This window comes from Aeromicrobium sp. P5_D10, from assembly GCF_054049535.1.
Genome location: NZ_JBFUME010000002.1, coordinates 455,024 through 475,163, shown reverse-complemented (window position 1 = coordinate 475,163; position 20,140 = coordinate 455,024). Strand labels below are relative to the sequence as shown.

The following is a 20,140-nucleotide window of genomic DNA, read 5'->3' as shown; positions in this document are numbered from 1 at the left end:
CTGAGTGGACGCTGGCGCACCGCTCCACTCTTTCGGGCGGGTGGCCGGTGCTCAGCTCTCCCCGCAGGCCGGGCAGAACGGCGACCCCACCCGGCGCGGAGCCTCGCACGAAGCACAGGTCGCCAGGACCTCACGCCCGCAACCCTCGCAGTGTGGCCCGGATTCGGCGTGGACGGGGAATCCGCAGAACGGGCATTCGCCCTTGCGTACCCGCGATCGTGGAATGCGCCTGGCCAGATACTTTTGCAGGGCCACGAATGCGCCGAGCGTCGCCGCGATGCCCAGGAGCGACAACGCAATGGGTCCGAAATCGAGGATGTCGACGTAGTCCGTCACATAGTCGACCGCGAAGACGAATGCCATGATCGCGCCAGAACCAACGACCGCGAAGCCCAACGGCAGATAGCGTGACTCGCGCTCGCGCACCCGACGGATGAGACGCAGACCTCCGAGCGTCAGCGCGCCGATCAGGATGAGGCGCAATCCGGCCGACAGCCAACCGCTCCAGGCCCCCTTGTCGTCCGCGCGTCGGTCGTAACGTTCCTGCGCCGCGCGCGCTGATTCGTCGGCCTTGTCGGAGGCCGCCTTCGCCGCCTCCACCTCGGCACGGGCGGCGAGGTAGGACGCCTTGGCCGCTCTGTAGGTCTTCTCCAAGGCGGCGGTCGGTTCGCCGCGATCGACTGCAAGGCCGAGCTCGCTCCGGGCAAGATCGAAGTCGGCCTTGGCGGACTCATTGGCCTCATCCGCAGCCACGAACCGGTCGGCTGCATCTGACTGCTTGTCCAGGGCCCCCTGCTCGGCGACCGTGAACTCTGCCGTCCGGCCCACCCCAGCGACCTGATCGGTCTTGGCGTAAGACCACCCCGCCCCGATGAGGATGAAAACCGTCAAGATGACGGCGAGGAACTTCTCGCTCTTGGTCGAGGCGATCTCCTCGGTGTCTACACGCGTCGTGGACATGGCGTCCTCATTTCTGGGCGGGGCGGGTACGTGGGCGGAAGGTGACGTCGAGTTCGCAGTCGAGCGCCTCGGCGATGCGGATGAGCGTGTCGAGTTTCGGCGGGCGGGTGCCCGACTCGAATCGTGCGATCGCCGACTGGGTCGTGCCACACAGCTCGGCGAGTTCACGCTGCGAGAGGGACAACTCCACACGTCGAGCGATCACCTGGGCGGCGACCCGGGCGGTGAACTCGTCATCGCGGATATCCCTCATCGAATCGTCACGCCATGACTCGGCGCAGGATCGCAGCAGGCCCGCACAAGATCAACGCCGCCACGGTCGCGACGGCCGTGGTGTAGAGGATGACGACCGGAAGGATCAGGACGACGGCCGCGAGATTGATCAGGAGGGTCAGCCCCCATGCCTTTGCCACAACGAGGGGATCCAGTCGGGTCAGCTCGACCACCGCGATGACGGCACCCAGGGCGATGGGCGTCAGAAAGTTGATGAGCGGCGACTCGCCGTCCATCAGGAATGGCGTGCTCCGTCCGCTCAGCAGGAGAAGCGTCGCGGCGACGAGATGGATTCCGACGAGAATCCAAGCAAGGCGCGACGGCATCGCGAACGGTGTGGCGGCTGTGGGATGTGCGACCTGCATGATGTCTCCCTCGATGGTGGTGTCCAACAGAAGGTATAGCAGGAATGCTATGTCTGTCCATAGCACGCGTGCGATGACTTGGTCGGTTTCGGCGAAACGCACCAGGAGCGTGATCAGGCTGTGCGAGCATTCGCATCATGCTCGAAGCATGGAGACGACCCAGGACCTATGTGTGGATCGCGCTTGTCGCCCTCTCCATTGCCGCGGCAGCCGTGGTGATCGCGCAAGTCACCTGGATACGTCCCAGCAACGCTGCCCTCGACCAGATCGACATCGTTCCCGACGCAATGTTCTGCGATGGTAAGCGCGTCGACTATCGGATCATGACCGATGATGATGTCTTCGTGAACGGGGTCCCCTACACCGCATTCGAGCTCGCGGCGGGCCCCGATACCGAATGCCTGCTCCGGGTCGTGGTCTCCAACCCGGGATCGCGGCCAGTGCAGCTCAGTTCGATCTGAAGTACGGCGCGGACGAGGTCGACGTCGACTGCCGCCGCGAGGACTTCACCGAAGGCACCGGCGAACTGCCGCTCGTCGACATTTCGAGCAAAGGCCGCCACCGCACGCTCCAGGGCGATGTGAAACTCGTCATCCACGGAAAGGGCCCCGCCCCGGACGAGTGCGGCTAACCCAGCGCCCGTACCGCCTTGCGCAGAGCCTCCTCGGCGTCGACTCCCGCGGCGCGGGCCTCCGCGACGAGCGCAAGCAGCCGTGAACCGAAGTCTCCGCCGGTGACATCGACGTCAGCCAACCGACCCAGCACCTTGTCGGCGTACGCCAGCGCGGGCAGCGTCTCCGCGATCCCCTCGTGCACCGAGGTGCGCTGCTTCTCGGAGGCCTTGATCCTCTGCCAGGCCGCGTCGACGTCTGCAGCGGTCTCAGCGGAAGCATCGGCGAAGACATGGGGACTGCGCCGGATGAGCTTGTCGGCGATACCCGCTGCGACGTCGTCGATGTCCCAGCCCTCGTCCTCTGCGGCGATCCGCGCGTGGAACACAATCTGCATCAGCAGATCGCCGAGCTCTTCGCGCAGATGATCACTGTCACCATTGTCGAGCGCTTCGAGTGTCTCGTGCGCCTCCTCCAAGAGATAAGGACTCAACGAGGCATGCGACTGCTCGGCGGTCCACGGACACTCCCTGCGCAGGCGGTCCATGACGTCGACGACGTCGAGAAGCGATGAACCCGGAAGATCGTAAGAGCCGAAGATGACCTCGACGTCGCATGACTCACCGTCATCAGACATCAGTTCATCGGCCAATTTGTTCGCCCAGGCCAGATCTCCCGTCGGAGCGATCCAGACGTCCGAAGCGTCATCGGCAGCGGGCCGCTCCCCCAGTTCGACGTCGATGCCGGAGCTCATGATCGCCTGCACATGAGGATCGATCTCGGTCGCATGGACGCTGGTCGCCGTACGCAAGGCGTCCCAGGCTGGAAGCGTCAGAATGCCCGGAGCAACCCGAGGACTGAGAACCAGTATCCGCATCAGGAGCAGCGCTGGGTCTTCGGCAGCTCCTCGGGCGTAGGCGCTTCGAGATCGACTGGAGCAACGGAAAGCGATCCCGTCGCGGCCCTTTCCGCCCCAGACGGACTCAGTCCGAACCGCGGTGCGAACTGCACATCCTTGGCCTTGAACGCCTTCATGATCTCGGACCGACCCAGATCGTCGAGCGCTGCCTGATTCGTCTCGTCAGGAACTTGACCGGTCGACTTCGCAGCCAAGGCGATGGCGATCGTCGAGACCTCCTGGCTCTCCTCGAGGGCCTTCTTCAGCTCGTCCAGATCGGCTTTGGGGAACGTCTTCGCGAGCTGGTCGACCTGGACCTCGGTGAGCGAATAGGACTTGGGCTTGATCTGCAGGTTCTCGGACTTTGCCAGGTCGCGCGCCACCACGATCGACACCAGGGAGGTGACGGCCTGGCGACGGATATCGGTGTTGCTCACGGCGTTGACGCCCTGCTGCTGCGCGGAGTTCAACGTCAACGTGCAGTACGCCTCGGCCGTCTTCTCCAGTGTCCTCATCGGGATCGACTCGCCGCCGACGACAGCGGCATCCCCGGGGTGAACGCTGCCGCAGGCGGCCAGCAACGACCCGGCGGCAGCAAGCATGACAGCGCGCTTACGAGTGAGCATGGTCACAGATTACCCATGCCACCGGCGCACTCAACCGAGCCAGGCGGAGCTTGTCACCCTGTGGACATCTTCGGTGTGCTGGATTTGGGGTGTCGGTGGTGGTGTTTAGGCTTTGGAATGAGTCGAAAACCCGTCCAATTCCAGGAGCTACCGCATGATCATCGAGCAGTTGTCGTCGTTGATCGATGATGCTGCCGTTTGTGAGCCCTGGAGGTTGACCGGCCGGGAGCTACGCGAGGTCGCAGTCGCACTACAAAAGACCCGCACCAGCTTGGACGCTTTGATGTCACGGATCGCCGGAAGCGCCGAAGGCATGGGACTACCTGGCGATGATGGTGCCACCTCCACCACGGTGTGGTTGGCCAATCAGACCGGGATGCACAAGGGTGAAGCCGCGAAACTGGTGTCGATGGCACGGGTTACGACCGAGCACACTGAGGCCACCCGTACGGCATGGGCCACCGGTGGCCTGTCCACCGACAAAGCCCGGGTCATCATGAAAGCCATCGACCGTCTACCGGATTGGGTTGATGATGAACCCCGCCGCGATGCTGAAGCGCATTTGATCCGGTTGGCTGGCGAACACAACATCGACGACCTCAAGCGTTTGGCCAATCGGGTGCTCGAAGTCATCGACCCTGAYGGGGCGGACGAAGAACTCGGCAAGAAGCTGCGTGCCGAAGAAGAAAAAGCCTGGAACGCGACCCGGCTGAAAATGAGCCGCCGCGGYGAYGGAACCACCCGGGGGACGTTCACGATCCCGACCGCCGACGCCGACACCCTACGAGCGGCGATCGAAGGAATCATCGCCCCACGCCGCAACACACTCAACGCCCAGAAGTACGGCATGGATATTGATGACTTCACCAACCTGCCCCGCGACCAGAAAATGGGCCACGCGTTCATCGAGTTGATCAACCATTTGCCCACAGGGGCGTTGCCCATGGCCGGTGGCCTCGCCGCCACGGTTGCCGTCACGATCGATATCGATGACCTGCGCACCGGCCAAGGCACCGCGACCACCACCAGCGGTACCGATGTGTCAGCGGCCAAAGCCCAACGGATGGCCTGCAATGCACACCTCGTGGCCTTGTATCTGGATTCAGACTCCCGGGTCATCGACCACGGCATGACCCGCCGACTCTTCGACCGCCACCAGAGGCTCGCGCTCGCCGTCCACGACGGCGGCTGCGTCTGGGCGGGAATGGGGGTCCCCCCGCACAAGAGCGCGTAGCGGCGGGGGAGGATCGGCCCCCAGCGTGGTGCGAAGCCCACCACCTGAACTTCTGGTCCGAAAACGGACCCACCGACCTCGACAACGCCGCCCCGTTGGTCCGGTCCCTGAGCCTGTCGAAGGGCCACCACTTCAAACTCCACGAAGGCCAATGGACCGCGCGTAGAGCAGCCGACGGCATCGTCGAAGTCATCCCACCCCCACACATCGACCCCCAACAAAAACCCCGCCGCCACGCCAGATACACCCAACAACAACCCCGCGCCGCCTAAACGCATCCGATCCCGTCACGGAACGGGCACGCCCACCAACTCCCCCAGAGCCAACCGATGATCGCCGCCGTCTCCGAGGGCCAGCTGGTCTGCTTTGGCTCGTTTGAGGAAAACGTGCAGCGAATGTTCCCAGGTCATCCCGATGCCGCCGTGCAGTTGCAGCGCCTCCTCGGCGACGTGAACAGTCGTCCCGGCGGCGAAGGCCTGAGCCGTGGACGAAGCGATGTCGGCATCCTCGGTCAGGTCGCCGGCTGCCGCGAAGCGGGCCGCAGTGTGCAAGCCCTCGACGTCGCACCACAGGTCGGCGAGGCGATGTTTGATGGCCTGGAACGAGGCGATGGGCCGACCGAACTGAACTCGCATCGTCAGATACGAGACAGTCTCCTCGAACACCGACTTGGCGAGACCGAATTGTTCCGAGGTGAGCAACGAAGCACCTCTCCGAAGCCCCAACCGTAGTGCCTCGTCAGCGTCCGTCCCTTCAGCGATAAGTCGTCCGCGTACCGACGACAAAGCCACACGAGCCAACGGTCGCGTCATGTCGAGCGAGGTCCGTGGTTCGATCACGACACCATCAGCCCGGGCATCCACGACATAGATCTGCCGCGTGATCCCCGAACCCGCGACGACCAGCAAGAAATCGGCCGCAGTCGCACCGGCCACATGATCGACCACGCCGGTCAAGCAGGCATCAGCACCGACCGCAACGCCTTCGCCGACCGCGTACGGAGAAGTCGTCCAGGGCAGGACCACCGCGCCGATCCGTCCCAGGAGGAGCGCGGCGACGCTGCGACTGTCGCCGAGCCGCACCGCGATGGACGTGGCGATGACCGAACTGGTCAGATAAGGAACCGAGGCCATGGAGCGGCCGAGTTCTTCCAGCACGACTGCCGCCTCACGTGCCGTCGCCGACTCGCCGCCCATGTCAGCTGGGATCAGAAGGCCGACCAATCCCATCGAGACCAGCTGCTTCCACATCGCCTCGTCGTACGGCTGCGGTTCATCGAACTGCCCGATGGCACGTTCGACCGCGTTCTGCGAATCGAGGAAGCCACGCAGGCTGCTGCGCAACGCCACCTCGGTGTCGCTGTACAAGAGATCGTTCTCGGCAATCATCGCGCACTGTCCTTCCAGGGCTTCTTCGCATCAGGGTTGGCTTCGCGTGGCAGGCCGAGCACGCGTTCGGCGATGATGTTCCGCAAGATCTCCGACGTGCCGCCCTCGATCGAGTTGCCTTTGGCACGTAGATAGCGAAATCCCGCATCGCGCCCAGTCGTGTCGACTTGTTCCGGGCGCACCATCGTCCAATCGGAGTAGGTCAGCCCGTCTGCGCGAAGCAGTTCGAGTTCGAGACCACTGAGTTGTTGGGCGGTCCGCGCAAAGCTCAACTTCAGTGCCGAGCCTTCAGGGCCAGGACGACCCGCAGTCTGCTGCTGACGGACCCGGCGCCCTGTCTGACGGGCGATCTCCGATTCGCACCACAGTTCGAGCAGACGATCGTGGAGGTGATGACGACGCAGCTCTGGGCGATCCCGCCAGGTCTCGACGACGGCCCCGATCATACCCCCGGCCCGAGGTTGGACGCGACCGCCGATCGCGACTCGCTCGTTCTGGAGAGTGTGATTGGCAACGGCCCACCCCTCGCCTACCGCCCCCAACCGATGGGAGTCGGGTATGCGAACTGCCCTGAGGAACACCTCATTGAACTCCGCCTCGCCGGTGATCTGCCGAAGCGGACTGACCTCGACGCCTGGATCCGTCATGTCACACACGAAGTAGGTCAGACCCGCATGCTTGGGCACGTCCGAGTCCGTCCGAGCCAACAGGATCGCCCAACGAGCCAGGTGCGCACTCGACGTCCAGACCTTCTGACCGTCGACGACCCACGTGTCACCGTCACGCACGGCCCGGGTGGCAACTGCGGCGAGGTCGGATCCTGCCCCCGGTTCGCTGAACAGCTGGCACCATTTCTCCTCACCTGTCCACAACGGACGCAGGAGCCGCTGAAGGTCCGGCGATCCGTACCTGAGCAGGGTCGGAGCGGCCATGCCAAGACCGATCGTGTTGCTCTTAGGAGCGTTGTCCGGTGCGCCTGCCGCCGCAAAGCGGGCGTCCACGTGCTGCTGCACATCCTGCGGCAGTCCGAGCCCTCCGAGACCGACCGGGTAGTGCACCCACGCCAGACCTGCGTCGTAGCGTGCACCGAGGAAGGCCATGCGATCGCATCGGGCGGGATCGTTCTCTGCGAGGAAGGTCGAGATCCGTTCGTCGACCGCGTTCATGCGTCCTGCCCCACGAACAGCATCGACCGCAACTGCGCGACACAGGCAGGTTTGTCGGCACCGTCGATCTCGACCGTCGCCTCAGTCAGAGTCGACAACCGATCGCCGTCTCGCTCGGTCGACAACAACCGTGCCCGCGCCCGTACCGACGAGCCAACCGGGACCGGCGACGGATACCGCACCCGGTCCGAGCCGTAGTTCACCGCGAAGCCGAGACCTGTGATGCGGTAGATCTGCCCGATGAGGCGTGGCAGCAGCGCCACCGTCAGGTAGCCGTGTGCGATCGTCCCACCGAATCTGCCGCCGGCAGCGCGTACCGGATCGACGTGGATCCACTGGTCATCGCCGGTTGCTTCGGCGAACAAGTCGATCTGTCGCTGGGTGATGGTCGTCCACGGCGAGACGCCGAGTTCCGCCCCGCTCAGCGCTTCGTACTGTTCGAGGGTCAGGATCCGCGTCGCCTGCGTTTCAGGCACGGGGACCACCTGCGACGTAGATGACCTGTCCGGAGACGAAAGCGGCCTCGTCACGCACCAGGAACGAGACAGTCGCCGCGATGTCATCGGGTTTGCCGCCCCTGCCGACCGGGATCTTGGCGATCGCCGCGGCTTTGAACTCCTCGAAGTCCATGCCGACCCGCGCCGCAGTGGCTGCCGTCATGTCGGTCTCGATGAACCCCGGCGCGACAGCGTTGGCCGTCACGCCGAACTTGCCGAGCTCGATCGCGAGCGTCTTGGTGAAGCCCTGCAAACCGGCCTTGGCTGCGGCGTAATTGGCTTGGCCGCGGTTACCCAGCGCCGACGTGCTGGACAGGTTCACGATGCGTCCCCACCCTTGCTCGGTCATGTAACGCTGCACGCCGCGCGCCATAAGGAACGAGCCCCGCAGATGGACGTTCATCACCGCGTCCCAGTCGTCATCGCTCATCTTGAACAGCAAGTTGTCGCGCAGGATGCCGGCATTGTTGACCAGCACCGTCGGCGGCCCCAACTGCTCGACGATCGCCGCGAATGCCGCATCGACGGCGTCTCGGTCGGCGACGTTGGCGCCGACGGCGATCGCACTGCCACCCGCCGAATTGATCTCGTCGACGATCGAAGCGCAAGCGTCGCGGTCCAGATCTATGACGGCGACCGCGAAACCGTCGCGGCTCAGACGGCGGGCGATGGCGGCACCGATTCCGCGGGCCGCGCCCGTGACGATCGCGGTACGGGGTGTCGTGTCATTCATGGGGTTCTCCTGGGAATGTGAGGGTGAAATGGCCGGTTGCTCAGCGGAGGGTGACGCCGCCGTCGACTGTGAGGGTTCGCCCGGTGATCCAGGACGAATCTGATGAGAGCAGGAAGGCGACGGCCGATGCGATGTCGTCGGCGACGCCGAGCCGCTTCAACGGGTACTGCTCGGCCACCTCGTCTTCGCGTCCTTCGAACAATGAGCTCGCGAACTTGGTCTTGACGACACCCGGCGCGACGCCGTTGACCCGGATCTGCGGTCCGAGCTCGAGCGCGAGTGTCCGGGTGAGGTACTCCAACATCGCCTTGGTGGCGCCGTAGAACCCCAATCCCGGGGTGGGGCGCAGACCAGCGGTCGACCCGATGTTGACGATCGCTCCGCCGTGCTCGGCGAGCCCTGCCTGATGCACACGGGAGATCCAGCCGAGGGCGGCCAGACAGTTGACGTCCAACATCTTGTGCGCCATCGCGGGATCGAGGGCGAGCAAGGATCCGCTCGCCGGATTGATACCCGTGTTGTTGACCAGCATCGTGACGGGGCCGAACGCTTCGAGCGTCCGTCCCACTGCCTCGGACTGGTGGTCGGGATCATCCGTACGCCCGGCCACGCCGATCGCGCGTTCGCGTCCTCCGAGTTGGTCGACCGCCTCCGCGAGCGTCTCCTCGGTGCGCCCGGTGATGCAGACCCGACCCCCTTCGTCGACGATCCGCTGCGCGATCCCCAAGCCGATCCCCCGGCTCGCGCCCGTCACGACGGCGACCCGTCCAGCAAGTCTTTCGGCGCTCATGCCAGCCGCTCCAGGATCATGGCCATTCCCTGGCCGCCGGCGACACACATCGTCTCCAGCGACAGTGAGGCATCACGTTCCTGCATCGTGTGGATCAAGGTGTTGGTGATTCGCGCGCCGGTCATGCCGAATGGATGGCCGATCGCGATCGCGCCGCCGTTGACGTTGAGCTTCTCGTGATCGATCCCCAGCTGCCTTGCAGACGGGACGACCTGCGCCGCGAACGCCTCGTTGATCTCGACGAGATCGATGTCGTCGATCGTCATACCCGCGCGCTTCAGTGCCTGCTCGCTGGCACCCACGGGGCCGAGCCCCATCAGCTCGGGGTTCAAAGCGCTCACACCGGTCGAGACGATGCGTGCCAGCGGCGCGAGCCCGAGCTCCTTGGCCCTGACGTCGCTCATGATCACCAGCGCGGCGGCGCCGTCATTGAGCGGACAGCAATTGCCTGCCGTGACGGTGCCCGCCTCGCGGAACACCGGGGCGAGCGAGCTCAAGCCTTCGAGAGTCGTCCCTGCACGGGGGCCGTCGTCGACCGACACGATCTGCCCGTCCGGCAGGGTCACAGGCGTGATCTCCCTGGACCAGAAGCCGGACTGGATCGCCGTCTGAGCGCGCTGCTGACTCGCGAGGGCGAACTCGTCCTGATCAGCCCGGGACACGCCATGGACCGAAGCCACGTTCTCGGCGGTCTGGCCCATCGCGATGTACTGATCGGGCAGGTTTCCGCCTTCTCGGCCATCGCTCCACGGCTCGAGGCCTTCGGCGATTCGTTTCGTACGGGCCTGTGCTTGCGCGAACAGCGGATTCCAGGTCTCTGGCATGCCGTCCGAGCGGCCGCTTGCGTAGCCACTCACCGACTCGACACCGACGGACAAGAAGGCATCGCCCTCGCCGGCTCGGATCGCATGGAATGCCATACGAGACGTCTGCAGACTCGACGAGCAATAGCGATTGACCGTCGTGCCGGGCACGTCTGCCAGCCCTGAGAGCACAGCAACGACCCGGGCCAGGTTGTATCCAGCCTTGCCCGCCGGCTGGCCGCAACCCAACATCACATCATCGATCTCAGCTGGATTGAGTTCCGGCACGGCCGCCAGCGCAGCCTGGACCATCTGCACGGCGAGATCGTCGGGACGCAGCTCACGCAGCGATCCCTTCCCCGCTCGTCCGATCGGAGATCGCGCAGATGCGACGATCACGGCTTCAGGCATGTTGACTCCTCGATTTCACTGATCTGACAGGGTGAGCGGGCGCTCATTAACCTATTTGCTAGCGTGGCACCACGCCGCCATACTTGTCAATGTCGAGTCGAACTCCGAAAGGTAGATGTGAGTCACACAGATCTGGACCATCCGGAGGACCCGGCCATCGCTGGTCTGCGCGACCGCCTCGCTCAGGCCGCCATCGAGTCCTTTGCCACCAAGGGCTTCCATGCCACGACAACGCGGTCGATCACGGATCGGGCAGGGGTTTCGGCATCGGCGATGTACGTGCACTACACATCCAAGGAAGATCTGCTCTACGCGATCTCCCTGGCCGGGCACACTGGCGCGCTGGAACTCGTGCGCACCAGGGTCAACTCATCCTCGAGTCCGACCGAGCAACTCACGGCCGTCATCCAAGGCCTCGCGATGTGGCATGCCGAACGCAGTACCCGTGCCCGGATCGTCAACTACGAACTCGCGGCACTGACTCCGCCTCATCTCGCTGAGATCTCCGAGATCCGACGACAGATCGAGCAGGAACTCAGGTCCATCGTCGCCGCCGGAATCGACAGCTCGGAGTTCCCCGGGCAAAACCCTGGTATCACGGGTCTTGCCCTGTTGTCGCTGTGTGTCGACATCTCCCGGTGGTACCGCCCGGACGGAGACTGGAGCCCCGCTGAGGTGGCCGACCACTACAGTGTGCTCGCGCTACGACTGGTCGGGGCGACGCCGGAAGGCCGGGTCAGCCAACCAGCAGATCGCGAATAGCGTCCGGCACCAGTCGGGACCCACCGCCCCGATGGATCGCGACGTAGACAACTCGCACCGTTGTCAGTGTCTCTTCGCCCCGCACCAGCTCGAACGACATCTTGACGCTCTTGCGGCCCACCTCATCGCATCTGACGAGCATGGCTGCTTCCTCGTCGAAGTGGAAGGCCCCATGGAAGTCCAACTCCGACCGGACGACCTGGAGGTCCACGTCGTGCTCGATCAACTCCGCCGACCTCAGACCCAGTGACTTCAGGTAGCCGTTGAAGGCATCGTCGACGTAGCCGAGGAACCACATGTTGAAAACGACACCTTGTGCATCGACCTCGAGATACCGGGCCTGGATCGGATGCCGGTACGTCATTCCCCCACCTCCTGGACCGCGGAAACCGCGACCTCATCTGCCCGTCGAAGCCCCGCAGGCAGCGACAACAAAGGCCGGATCGACTTGATCATGCGAGCCGCTGTGGCCGGATAGGCCCCTTCGAGAGGTAGCGTGACCTGGCCGGATGCGACCAGGCCGTCAGGGCCTGAAAGCTCCACCCGGGTGCCGAGCTCGAGCCCCTCGACCAGGCTGCGCCACTCGACGACGAGGCGGATCTCGCCCTCGACCCGACCGATCGCCCGATAACGGAAACCATTCGTCATACCCGCCGCCACCTCGATGCCGGCGAAAACCTCCGGCCGATCGGCGACCACCGGATCGCTGACGCACTCGATGTCGTCGATCGGCACCCGCGTCGCCGCTTTCAGCACATGGAGGGCCTCCAGCACATAGGCCATCAGGGTTTCGCCACGCTCGGACGGATCTCGGCCGATACCGATCTCATCGGTGTGCACATACGTCGACCAGGCCGCGACATTGCTGATGTTGACCATATGGATCGTCACCGGATCGGGCATCGTTGTGGCCAACATCGCTGGGAAGAGCTCTGGAAGGAAACCGGGGAACATTCCGGTGCCCAAGAGCCTGGCTCCCGAACCGCGGGCCACGGCGTCCAGTACGGACGACTTCTCCAGTCCGAGGTGATGTGTCGGTTCGAACATCCCCGACGAAGTGATGAAGCTGATGCCGGCGCCGGCCGCGCCCTCCAAGACGTCGAGCATGACCGCGCCACCGAAACCCGCGTAAAGCACGACATCGACGTCCTCGCGCTTCAGGAGAGAGTCGATATCGTCCTCGAACACCAACCCGGCCGGACCGTCACCGAGCACCGAGCCGACATCCTGGCCGCGTTTGACGGGGTCAGAGGTTGTGGCGGCGACGATCGACACCCCCGAGGCAGGGGCGTACCTGAACAGGTCTCTGGCGAGCTTGCCCGTGCCCACGATGGCCGCACGCACCGGCCCATGAGTCATGCGACAGCTTCTTCGGTCGCCCGCGGTCCCGCGGGATCTGCCAGGAGAACGCCGCAATCTCGATCCCAGGCCACCATCACCGGATCACCAGGAATCGGGCCGCCTCCCCTGGGGTCGATCGGCGTTCGGGCCACAACATGCTGGCCGTCATCGAGCACGACTTCGACCCGGCGGGTGCTGCCCAGATACACCAGCTCGCGCACCGTCCCAGGAAGAGCGTTGTGCTCTGCGGGAACCTCGGTTCCCGCAGCGTAGAGCCCGAGATGCTCTGGCCGGATCAGCAGCGCAGAACCGTTCACGGATGCGGCGGCCGACCGGGCCAGACGCAGCGAGACGCCGAGCCGATCGAAGGACCCCTCGTGGATGACACCTTCGAGGATGTTCGACTCACCGAGGAACTCCGCGGCGTAGCGCTCGACCGGCTTCTCGTACAGATCACGAGGCGCATCGATCTGGATGATCCGGCCATCGCGCATGAGCGCGATCCGATCCGACATCGCGAGCGCCTCTTCCTGATCGTGGGTCACGAACACGAACGTGATGCCGAGCTCCTTGTGCAATCGCTTGAGCTCGAACTGCAACTGGTCACGCAAACGCTTGTCGAGCGCGCCGAGCGGTTCGTCGAGCAGCAGGACCCGTGGTTCGAAGACGATCGCGCGAGCCAGTGCCACCCTCTGCTGCTGCCCGCCAGAAAGCTGTTGCGGCATGCGGCTGGCCAAGTGACCGAGTTCCACGGTGTCCAGAGCCTTCTGGACCCGCTCAGCCACCTGACTCTTGGCGACCTTGCGCCGGCGAAGTGGAAACGCGACATTGTCGAAAACGCTCATATGGGGGAATAGCGCATAGTTCTGGAACACCATGCCCAGTCCCCGGCGGTACGGCGGCACCCGTGTCAGGTCCTCGCCTCCCACCTCGACCGAGCCTGTCGTCGGGGTCATGAACCCGGCGATGATGCTGAGCAGCGTCGACTTGCCCGATCCGCTCGCGCCCAGGAGCGTGATGAATTCGCCGGCCTCGATGTCGATCGAGAGATCATCCAATGCCACGACCTCTTTGTAGTGCTTCGTGACGCCGGTGACCCGGACCCGGGCCCCGGGGGCTTCGCCCTGGGTGACGTTCATGCGGAATTCCTCATTTCCTGGTGGGAAGGACGGGTGCGACGCCGGCGGAGCGCGCCGACGATTCCCATCGCGGCGAACGTGATGATCGTGAAGGCCAGCAGAACGCTGGACAGCGCGGCGACGGTCGGATCGATCGACACCTTGACGCCCTGCCACATCTTGACCGGCAACGTCGTCATCTCAGGTCCGGAGATGAACAAGGCGACCACGATCTCGTCCCAGCTCGTCACGAACGCGAACAAGGCGCCGGTGATGACGCTCGGAGCGATATTGGGCAGTGTCACCTTGAAGAAGGTGACCCACGGGCTCGCACCGAGACTCATCGCCGCCAGGTCGAGCTGCCGGTCATACGTCGCGAGCGCTGCCGCGACGTTGATCGTCACATAAGGCACCGCCAACGACGTGTGAACCAGGACGAAGCCGAGCGTCGTCTGGGTCAGGCCGGTCGTGAGAGCGATGTTGTAGACCGCCAAAGCCACGACGATCGACGGGATCAGGATCGGAGCCAAGACCAAGGCCGAGAGCACAGTGCGGAACCGGAAGGACCCACGGGTGAGCCCGAGTGCCCCGGCCGTGCCGAGCACGACCGACAGCATCGAGACGAGAACCGCGACCTTGATGCTGCTGATAGCACTCTGGCGCCAAGCGGCATCGGAGACCAGATTGTCGAACCACCGCAACGACCAGCCGTCAGGCGGGAACGTCAAGAACTGGCTGTCGGTGAACGACAGCAGCACGACGATCACCAGAGGGAGAATCAGTGCCACCGCCACCAAGACGGCTACCGCGACAAGACCTGCGCGAACGAGAATCCGGCCCATCACCAACTCCCCCCGAAAACTCGCTTGATGTCGACGAAACGGCCGACCACGAACAGCAACAGCAAGGTGACAGCAAGCAGGATGACAGCAAGCGCCGACGCGAATCCCCATCTGAGAAGACCGCTGACCTGCTGGACGATCAGCTCACCGAGCATGACGTTTTCCGAACTGCCCAGGAGGGCAGGGGTGATGTAGTAACCGAGAGCCTGGACGAAGCAGAGCAGCAGGCCCGCGTACACGCCCGGGAGGCTGAGCGGTGCGTACACCCGCCAGAATGCGAAGACAGGACGTGCGCCGAGTCCTTCGGCGGCCCGCAGGAGACCCCGATCGATACCCCGCATCGTGGCGTAGAGCGGCAAGACCATGAACGGCAGCAGGATCTGGGTCATGCCGATCACGACGCCGACGAAATTGCGCATCAGGGGTATCGGGCCAGACGTCAGGCCGATCGACTGCAAGCTCTCGTTGATGACACCGGTGTCGCGCAAGAGGATGACCAGAGCGAGTGAACGGATCAACAGGCTTGTCCAGAACGGCAGCAGGACGATCACGAACATGATCGTCCGCCACATCGGAGTGGCCAACGTCATGAGATAGGCGAATGGATAGCCGATCGCCAGCACGACGAACGAGACTGCGAAGGCCGTCACAAAGGTGTTGATCAGGACGTCGACATAGACGCCATTGCTGAAGAAGTCCGAGTAGTTGCCGAAGCCTGCCTGCGGTTCGGTGAAACTCCTCACCAGGATCAGCGACAGCGGTAGAACAAAGACCACGGCGAGGTATGCGAACAGCGGAGCTGCCAGCATTCCCCACCCGAACTGGGGACGGCGAGACCGCCGAGGCAGCGGCGACCGAGGCGTCTCGGTCACCGCTCCCCCGTGCTGCAAGGTCTCACTCACCCTGCGAGCCACGCATTGAACTTCTCCGAAACCGCGTCGAAGTTCTCTGCCCAGTAGCCGTAGTCCATCAAGACCGCCCGCTTCTCGACGTTCTCAGGCGCATTGGCCATCTGCTCGCGGATGTCTGCCGGCAACTTGTCGAGGGCTTTGGCCGACGACGGTGCGTAGTAGTAGCTTTCGGCCGCCTTGGCCTGCCCGTCCGCATCGGTGAGAAGGTGCGCGAGCCATTCCTTGGCTGTTGCCGCCTGGGCAGAGCCCTTCGGAATAACCCACTGGTCGTAGGTCGCAAGATTCTGCGACCACTCATTGGCGATGGGCTGGCCCGCCTTCTCACCTTGGGCGATGCGGCCACTCCAGCCCATCGCGGCGCTGGCTTCGCCGGTGCTGAGCAATTCGCTTTGCTGGTCACCCGTCTCGTACCAGACGATGTCGCTCTTGATCGTGTCGAGCTTCTTGAGCGCCCGGTCGATATCGAGGGGATACAGATCGTCGGCGGCGACTCCGTCGGCCAAGAGGGCAGCTTCCATGACGCCGGTGCTCGCGAACTTCATCAGACCACGCTTGCCCGGAAAGGCATCGGTGTCGAAGAACTCGGCCCATGTCGTCGGATGGCCGTCTTTGAACGACTCCTTGTTGTAAGCGATCGTGAACGAGTACTGCAGGGTCGGGACACCGCATTCGGAGAACTGTTCCGGGTCGAGCCCGGTCATATCGATGTCCGAGAGGTCGATCTTCTCCAAGATGCCGTCCTCGCACGCGCTGACCGCGAAGTTGGGTTCGACCTCGACCGCACCCCAGGTGACCTTTTTGGCCTCGACTTGGGCGCGGAGCTTGGCGTAGTCCGTGGGAGAGTCCTGCAACAACTTGATGCCGTTGTCGTCGGCCCACTTCTGGGCCCATGCGCCGACCTGCGCCTTCTGCGGCTCACCGCCGTATGAGACGACAGTCAACGACTTGCTGTCGTCACCCGCGGTATCGGTGCCACAAGCAGCCATCGCGAGCGTCGTCACGACACCTAGCGTCGCCATGCCGATCTTGGTGTGTTTCATCACGCCTCCGTTGATTATCGCTGACCGCGGGCTTGCTTGAACGATCATCGTTGATGGCCAGATGCTACGTAGACGCCGACGACCCCCTCCACTGTCCCCGAGACCAAACTCTCGCCGTTTTGCTGGCCAACAACATGACGAGCGACCAGCCCGAAAGCCGGATTCCTCGAGCAATCGGGGCAGTCGGCTATCCCGCTTCCTGGCCATTGGCACAAGCACGGACCATACAATGGGCCATCGACACAATGGCGAACTCTTCACGTCACACACATACTGGTGCGTCCGTAAGACTCGCGGCACCGAGGAGCTGACCATGGCGCATCAGGTGACAGTCGGCGACCTGGCCGAGATCACGTCCTGGAAGCTTGAACTGCTGGCAGGCGAACGCGGCCTCGACCGGGCGGTCACCTGGGCACATGTCTTCGACGTCGCCGATCCCGGCGGCTGGGTCGACGGCGGCGAGCTTGTCATCGTCACGGGTGTGCATTTTCCAGCCGGGCCGGACGAGCAGATCGAGTTCCTGCGTCGACTGGAGACCCATCACGCCGCAGGCCTGGCCATGGGCTTCCTCGGACCGCCGATCTGCGACGAGTTCCTCGCCGAAGCCAACGAGCTCGCCTTCCCGGTCCTGCGCGTCCCGCGTGAGACGGCCCATCTCCCGATCGTCAAGTTCGTCGCCGCGGCCAATGCCGGCGAAGTCCAGCAAAAGCTCGTGACCGCGATCCGGGTTTTCGAAACGCTCGCTCCCCGAGACGAAGACATGGAGCCTTGGCGCCGGTTCCAGCAGATCGAGAAGATCACCGGTTACGAGCTCTTTGTGGTCTCGACTCGGGGCAAGGCCCTGATGTCGGGCTTCAAGGATCTACCGCCGGAACTGCTCGAAGACGTCAAACAGACCAAACCCAGCGATGCCAGATGGACCTCGCTGGCGATCCCCAACGGATATGCGTGCCCCATCACGGTTGCGCAACGTCTGGCCGGATTCCTGGTCGCACAAGAGCGACCCGATCGTCCGGCCGCGGGGCTAGGGACGTTCCGTCATATCGAAACCATCACCCGCCTCGACGTGTCGAGTCTGTACAGCGAACGCGAGGTCGTCCGCCGCAAAGGTGCCGAGCTGCTCGGTCGCTATCTGCACGGCGCCCATCCCTCCCAACGCTCACAGGACTCACGTGACGGTTGGGGGACCAACTTCGAGCACGGACTCGTCCTCGCCGCGATCAGCGTCGACCCCTCGGCTCCGATCGAGTACCAGGTCGACCGGGAGATCCATCACCAGCTCGTCGACCGGGGTACGACCCACCTGCTGCTGACCGAGAATGAACGAACTCTCGTCGCGATGCGGGCCGACGATATCGAGCTGCTCGACGAGCTGGCAGCAGATCTGCCGATCCAGGTCGGGGTCTCGGCCGTCCGAGGTTCCTTGATCGATGCCGCCGTGGCCAGGCGGGAGGCCAGTTGGGCCGAGCGGCACGGTCGCAAGAAGGCCGACGGGAACATCGGCTTCTTCCGCGCCGAGGAGGAGGAGTGGGCCCAGTGGCTTCCTGCCGATCCCCCGGCCTTGACGCAATTGGTCAAGAACACGCTCGGTCCGATCCTGGAGTACGACGAGCAACGCGATGCCGGGCTCATGACGTCGCTCGAGGTCTACTTCGCGCACGAAGGACGTCTGCAGTCCGCGGCTGACCAGCTCCACATCCACAAGCACACGCTGTCGTACCGGCTCAAGCGGATCGAAGCTCTGACCGGCCGCGATCTCAATTCGCTTCGTGATCGCTCCCAGCTGTGGCTGGCCCTGTCGGCGAGTGAGGTCGTATCCGAACCCAACCGGGTCCGTGGCAACCGACAGGGCCGAGGCCTCAGGCCAAGCTGAAGTACGTGCTCTTGAGCTCGGTGTAGTTGTCGATCGCGTACTTGGACTTGTCGCGTCCGAAGCCCGACGACTTGAAGCCTCCGTGCGGAAGACTGATGTCACCGGCGTCGTACGCGTTGACCCACACCTGGCCGGCACGCAATTGCGCCGAGATCGTGTGTGCCTTGGTCACATCAGAGGTCCAGACCGCGGCCGCGAGGCCGTACTCGGTGTCATTGGCGATACGTACAGCCTCCGCCTCGTCAGAGAACGTGATGACCGAGAGCACCGGTCCGAAGACCTCTTCGCGGGCCAACCGGGTGCCGTTGGACGGCGATCGGAAGACCGTCGGCTCGACGTAGAACCCGCCCGACTCCTGCAGAGCACGTCGGCCGCCCGAAACGAGCTGATCGCCGTCATCTTGCGCCGTCGCGATGTAGGCCAGGATCGTGTCGAGCTGCTGAGCATCGACGACCGGACCCTGATTGACCCCCGCTTCGAATGGATTGCCCGGCTGCCATCCGGCTGATTCGGCGACGACGCGTTCGATCAGCTCATCGGCAATCGACTCGTGCACGATCAGACGTGAACCCGCATCGCACTGCTGGCCGGTGTTGGCGAAGATCCCGGCAGCGGCTTGGGCCGCCACGACGCCCAGATCGGCCGCATCCGCGAGCACGATATTGGGCGACTTGCCGCCGAGCTCCAGCGACACCCGCTTCAGATTGGAACTCGCGGCATAGCCCATGATCAACCGACCGACCTTGGTCGATCCGGTGAACGTCACGGCATTGACGTCAGGATGCTCCGCCAGTGCCCTGCCCGCGACTTCGCCGGTACCGGCGACGACGTTGAAGACACCAGGGGGCAATCCAGCTTCTGCGCCGAGTTCGGCCAACCGGAGCGCCGAAAGCGGCGACTGTTCAGCCGGCTTGAGCACAACCGTGTTACCGGTCGCCAGTGCGGGACCAAGCTTCCACGCCGCCATCAGAAGCGGGAAGTTCCAGGGCACGATCGCCGCCACCACGCCCATCGGCACCCGGGTGATCGTCCCGAAGGCGCCCGGACCGAGCGGCGCGACATCACCGTAGTCGTGATCCACGAGCTCGCCGAACCATTCGAGGTGAGCCGCAGCCGCCCCGGCCTCCCAGGTCGAGACGCCCAGTGGCTTGCCCATCTCGAGGGTTATCAAGGCGCCCAGCTCATCGGCATGCGAGCGGATGACCTCGGCGAACGTGAACAGCATCTGCTTGCGCTGTCGCGGCGACAGACCCGTCCACGAACCGTTCTCGAATGCGGTCCGAGCCGCGCTGACCGCGCGATCGACATCGGCGATACCGGCCGCGGACACGTCCGCGACATTCTCACCCGAAATAGGTGTCACGACCGTGAATGATTCATCGCTGTGATGGGTTTCGCGCCGGCCGCCGAAGAAGCTCGTCGTGAGCTGGTCGGAAAGCGCTACTTTGTCGCGCCAATCGGTGAACGTCGTACTCATGGTGACCTCCAGGTCGTGGGG

At 64.2% G+C, this 20,140-nt stretch carries 23 protein-coding genes; 5 read left to right on the top strand and 18 right to left on the bottom strand.

All coding sequences use genetic code 11. The annotated features are described in order from the left end of the window. Window positions 1-51 precede the first annotated feature (51 nt). The 3 genes from ACXJKC_RS03930 to ACXJKC_RS03920 are packed head-to-tail and all read right to left on the bottom strand — an operon-like array spanning window position 52 to window position 1,625. Window positions 52-960 carry a zinc ribbon domain-containing protein gene (locus ACXJKC_RS03930; RefSeq protein ID WP_456695367.1) on the bottom strand — a complete coding sequence of 303 codons (909 nt, stop codon included), beginning with the start codon at window positions 958-960 and terminating at the stop codon, window positions 52-54. A 7-nt stretch (window positions 961-967) separates the two neighbouring features. Then, window positions 968-1,213, bottom strand: a complete 246-nt coding sequence (locus tag ACXJKC_RS03925; protein WP_456695366.1) for a helix-turn-helix domain-containing protein — start codon at window positions 1,211-1,213, stop codon at window positions 968-970. Window positions 1,214-1,220: 7 nt separating this feature from the next. Then, a complete protein-coding gene (locus tag ACXJKC_RS03920; RefSeq protein ID WP_456695365.1) occupies window positions 1,221-1,625 on the bottom strand; it encodes a hypothetical protein in 405 nt (134 codons plus the stop codon). A gap of 110 nt (window positions 1,626-1,735) precedes the next feature. On the opposite strand from ACXJKC_RS03920, the gene ACXJKC_RS03915 reads away from it, so the two are divergent. Together ACXJKC_RS03915 and ACXJKC_RS03910 are read left to right on the top strand one after the other, a co-directional pair. After that, window positions 1,736-2,059, top strand: a complete 324-nt coding sequence (locus ACXJKC_RS03915) for a hypothetical protein (RefSeq protein WP_456695364.1) — start codon at window positions 1,736-1,738, stop codon at window positions 2,057-2,059. Continuing rightward, window positions 1,996-2,229 carry a hypothetical protein gene (locus ACXJKC_RS03910; RefSeq protein ID WP_456695363.1) on the top strand — a complete coding sequence of 78 codons (234 nt, stop codon included), beginning with the start codon at window positions 1,996-1,998 and terminating at the stop codon, window positions 2,227-2,229. Before ACXJKC_RS03915 ends, ACXJKC_RS03910 begins: the two co-directional genes overlap by 64 nt. On the opposite strand, the gene ACXJKC_RS03905 is transcribed toward ACXJKC_RS03910, so the two are convergent. Continuing rightward, complete coding sequence (locus tag ACXJKC_RS03905) at window positions 2,226-3,086, bottom strand: MazG family protein (RefSeq protein ID WP_456695362.1); 861 nt, start codon at window positions 3,084-3,086, stop codon at window positions 2,226-2,228. The two genes, ACXJKC_RS03910 and ACXJKC_RS03905, sit on opposite strands and share 4 nt — an antisense overlap. Beyond that, window positions 3,086-3,733, bottom strand: a complete 648-nt coding sequence (locus ACXJKC_RS03900) for a hypothetical protein (protein WP_456695361.1) — start codon at window positions 3,731-3,733, stop codon at window positions 3,086-3,088. The genes ACXJKC_RS03905 and ACXJKC_RS03900 overlap by 1 nt, the downstream gene beginning before the upstream one ends. 154 nt (window positions 3,734-3,887) lie before the next feature. Between ACXJKC_RS03900 and ACXJKC_RS03895 the strand changes: the two genes are divergently transcribed. Further along, window positions 3,888-4,967, top strand: coding sequence for a DUF222 domain-containing protein (locus tag ACXJKC_RS03895; protein ID WP_456695360.1), 1,080 nt, complete (start codon window positions 3,888-3,890; stop codon window positions 4,965-4,967). 287 nt (window positions 4,968-5,254) lie between these two features. Here the strand turns inward: ACXJKC_RS03895 and ACXJKC_RS03890 are convergent, their stop codons facing one another. The 6 genes from ACXJKC_RS03890 to ACXJKC_RS03865 are packed head-to-tail and all read right to left on the bottom strand — an operon-like array spanning window position 5,255 to window position 10,755. Then, window positions 5,255-6,355 (bottom strand): acyl-CoA dehydrogenase family protein, encoded by a 1,101-nt coding sequence (locus ACXJKC_RS03890; protein ID WP_456695359.1) that lies wholly within the window; start codon window positions 6,353-6,355, stop codon window positions 5,255-5,257. Further along, complete coding sequence (locus ACXJKC_RS03885) at window positions 6,352-7,521, bottom strand: acyl-CoA dehydrogenase family protein (protein ID WP_456695358.1); 1,170 nt, start codon at window positions 7,519-7,521, stop codon at window positions 6,352-6,354. Before ACXJKC_RS03885 ends, ACXJKC_RS03890 begins: the two co-directional genes overlap by 4 nt. Further along, on the bottom strand, window positions 7,518-7,997 hold the full coding sequence (locus tag ACXJKC_RS03880) for a MaoC family dehydratase (protein ID WP_456695357.1): 480 nt from the start codon (window positions 7,995-7,997) through the stop codon (window positions 7,518-7,520). Before ACXJKC_RS03880 ends, ACXJKC_RS03885 begins: the two co-directional genes overlap by 4 nt. Continuing rightward, entirely contained in the window at window positions 7,990-8,751 is a 762-nt protein-coding gene (gene fabG, locus ACXJKC_RS03875; RefSeq protein ID WP_456695356.1) for a 3-oxoacyl-ACP reductase FabG, read from the bottom strand. The genes ACXJKC_RS03880 and fabG overlap by 8 nt, the downstream gene beginning before the upstream one ends. 40 nt (window positions 8,752-8,791) lie before the next feature. Further along, window positions 8,792-9,541, bottom strand: coding sequence for an SDR family oxidoreductase (locus ACXJKC_RS03870; protein ID WP_456695355.1), 750 nt, complete (start codon window positions 9,539-9,541; stop codon window positions 8,792-8,794). Continuing rightward, on the bottom strand, window positions 9,538-10,755 hold the full coding sequence (locus ACXJKC_RS03865; protein WP_456695354.1) for an acetyl-CoA C-acetyltransferase: 1,218 nt from the start codon (window positions 10,753-10,755) through the stop codon (window positions 9,538-9,540). The genes ACXJKC_RS03870 and ACXJKC_RS03865 overlap by 4 nt, the downstream gene beginning before the upstream one ends. A 117-nt stretch (window positions 10,756-10,872) precedes the next feature. Between ACXJKC_RS03865 and ACXJKC_RS03860 the strand changes: the two genes are divergently transcribed. Then, on the top strand, window positions 10,873-11,517 hold the full coding sequence (locus ACXJKC_RS03860; protein WP_456695353.1) for a TetR/AcrR family transcriptional regulator: 645 nt from the start codon (window positions 10,873-10,875) through the stop codon (window positions 11,515-11,517). Here the strand turns inward: ACXJKC_RS03860 and ACXJKC_RS03855 are convergent. From ACXJKC_RS03855 to ACXJKC_RS03830, 6 genes are read right to left on the bottom strand one after another with little or no spacing between them, the layout of a single operon-like run. Beyond that, a complete protein-coding gene (locus ACXJKC_RS03855) occupies window positions 11,492-11,881 on the bottom strand; it encodes an acyl-CoA thioesterase (RefSeq protein WP_456695352.1) in 390 nt (129 codons plus the stop codon). The two genes, ACXJKC_RS03860 and ACXJKC_RS03855, sit on opposite strands and share 26 nt — an antisense overlap. Further along, window positions 11,878-12,876, bottom strand: a complete 999-nt coding sequence (locus ACXJKC_RS03850) for a hypothetical protein (protein WP_456695351.1) — start codon at window positions 12,874-12,876, stop codon at window positions 11,878-11,880. Before ACXJKC_RS03850 ends, ACXJKC_RS03855 begins: the two co-directional genes overlap by 4 nt. Continuing rightward, a complete protein-coding gene (locus ACXJKC_RS03845; protein ID WP_456695350.1) occupies window positions 12,873-13,997 on the bottom strand; it encodes an ABC transporter ATP-binding protein in 1,125 nt (374 codons plus the stop codon). The genes ACXJKC_RS03850 and ACXJKC_RS03845 overlap by 4 nt, the downstream gene beginning before the upstream one ends. Further along, the gene (locus ACXJKC_RS03840; protein ID WP_456695349.1) at window positions 13,994-14,818 is read right to left on the bottom strand and encodes an ABC transporter permease; all 825 of its coding nucleotides are present in this window, start codon (window positions 14,816-14,818) and stop codon (window positions 13,994-13,996) included. The genes ACXJKC_RS03845 and ACXJKC_RS03840 overlap by 4 nt, the downstream gene beginning before the upstream one ends. Next, window positions 14,818-15,720, bottom strand: a complete 903-nt coding sequence (locus tag ACXJKC_RS03835; protein ID WP_456695348.1) for an ABC transporter permease — start codon at window positions 15,718-15,720, stop codon at window positions 14,818-14,820. The genes ACXJKC_RS03840 and ACXJKC_RS03835 overlap by 1 nt, the downstream gene beginning before the upstream one ends. Beyond that, a complete protein-coding gene (locus ACXJKC_RS03830; RefSeq protein WP_456695347.1) occupies window positions 15,717-16,769 on the bottom strand; it encodes an ABC transporter substrate-binding protein in 1,053 nt (350 codons plus the stop codon). Before ACXJKC_RS03830 ends, ACXJKC_RS03835 begins: the two co-directional genes overlap by 4 nt. Window positions 16,770-17,082: 313 nt before the next feature. Here ACXJKC_RS03830 and ACXJKC_RS03825 point away from each other — a divergent pair, with 313 nt between their 5' ends. Next, entirely contained in the window at window positions 17,083-18,642 is a 1,560-nt protein-coding gene (locus ACXJKC_RS03825; RefSeq protein ID WP_456695346.1) for a PucR family transcriptional regulator, read from the top strand. Here the strand turns inward: ACXJKC_RS03825 and ACXJKC_RS03820 are convergent. Next, window positions 18,629-20,119: an aldehyde dehydrogenase family protein gene (locus ACXJKC_RS03820; RefSeq protein ID WP_456695345.1), complete on the bottom strand. Its 1,491-nt coding sequence runs from the start codon at window positions 20,117-20,119 to the stop codon at window positions 18,629-18,631. The two genes, ACXJKC_RS03825 and ACXJKC_RS03820, sit on opposite strands and share 14 nt — an antisense overlap. Between the last annotated feature and the right edge of the window lie 21 nt (window positions 20,120-20,140).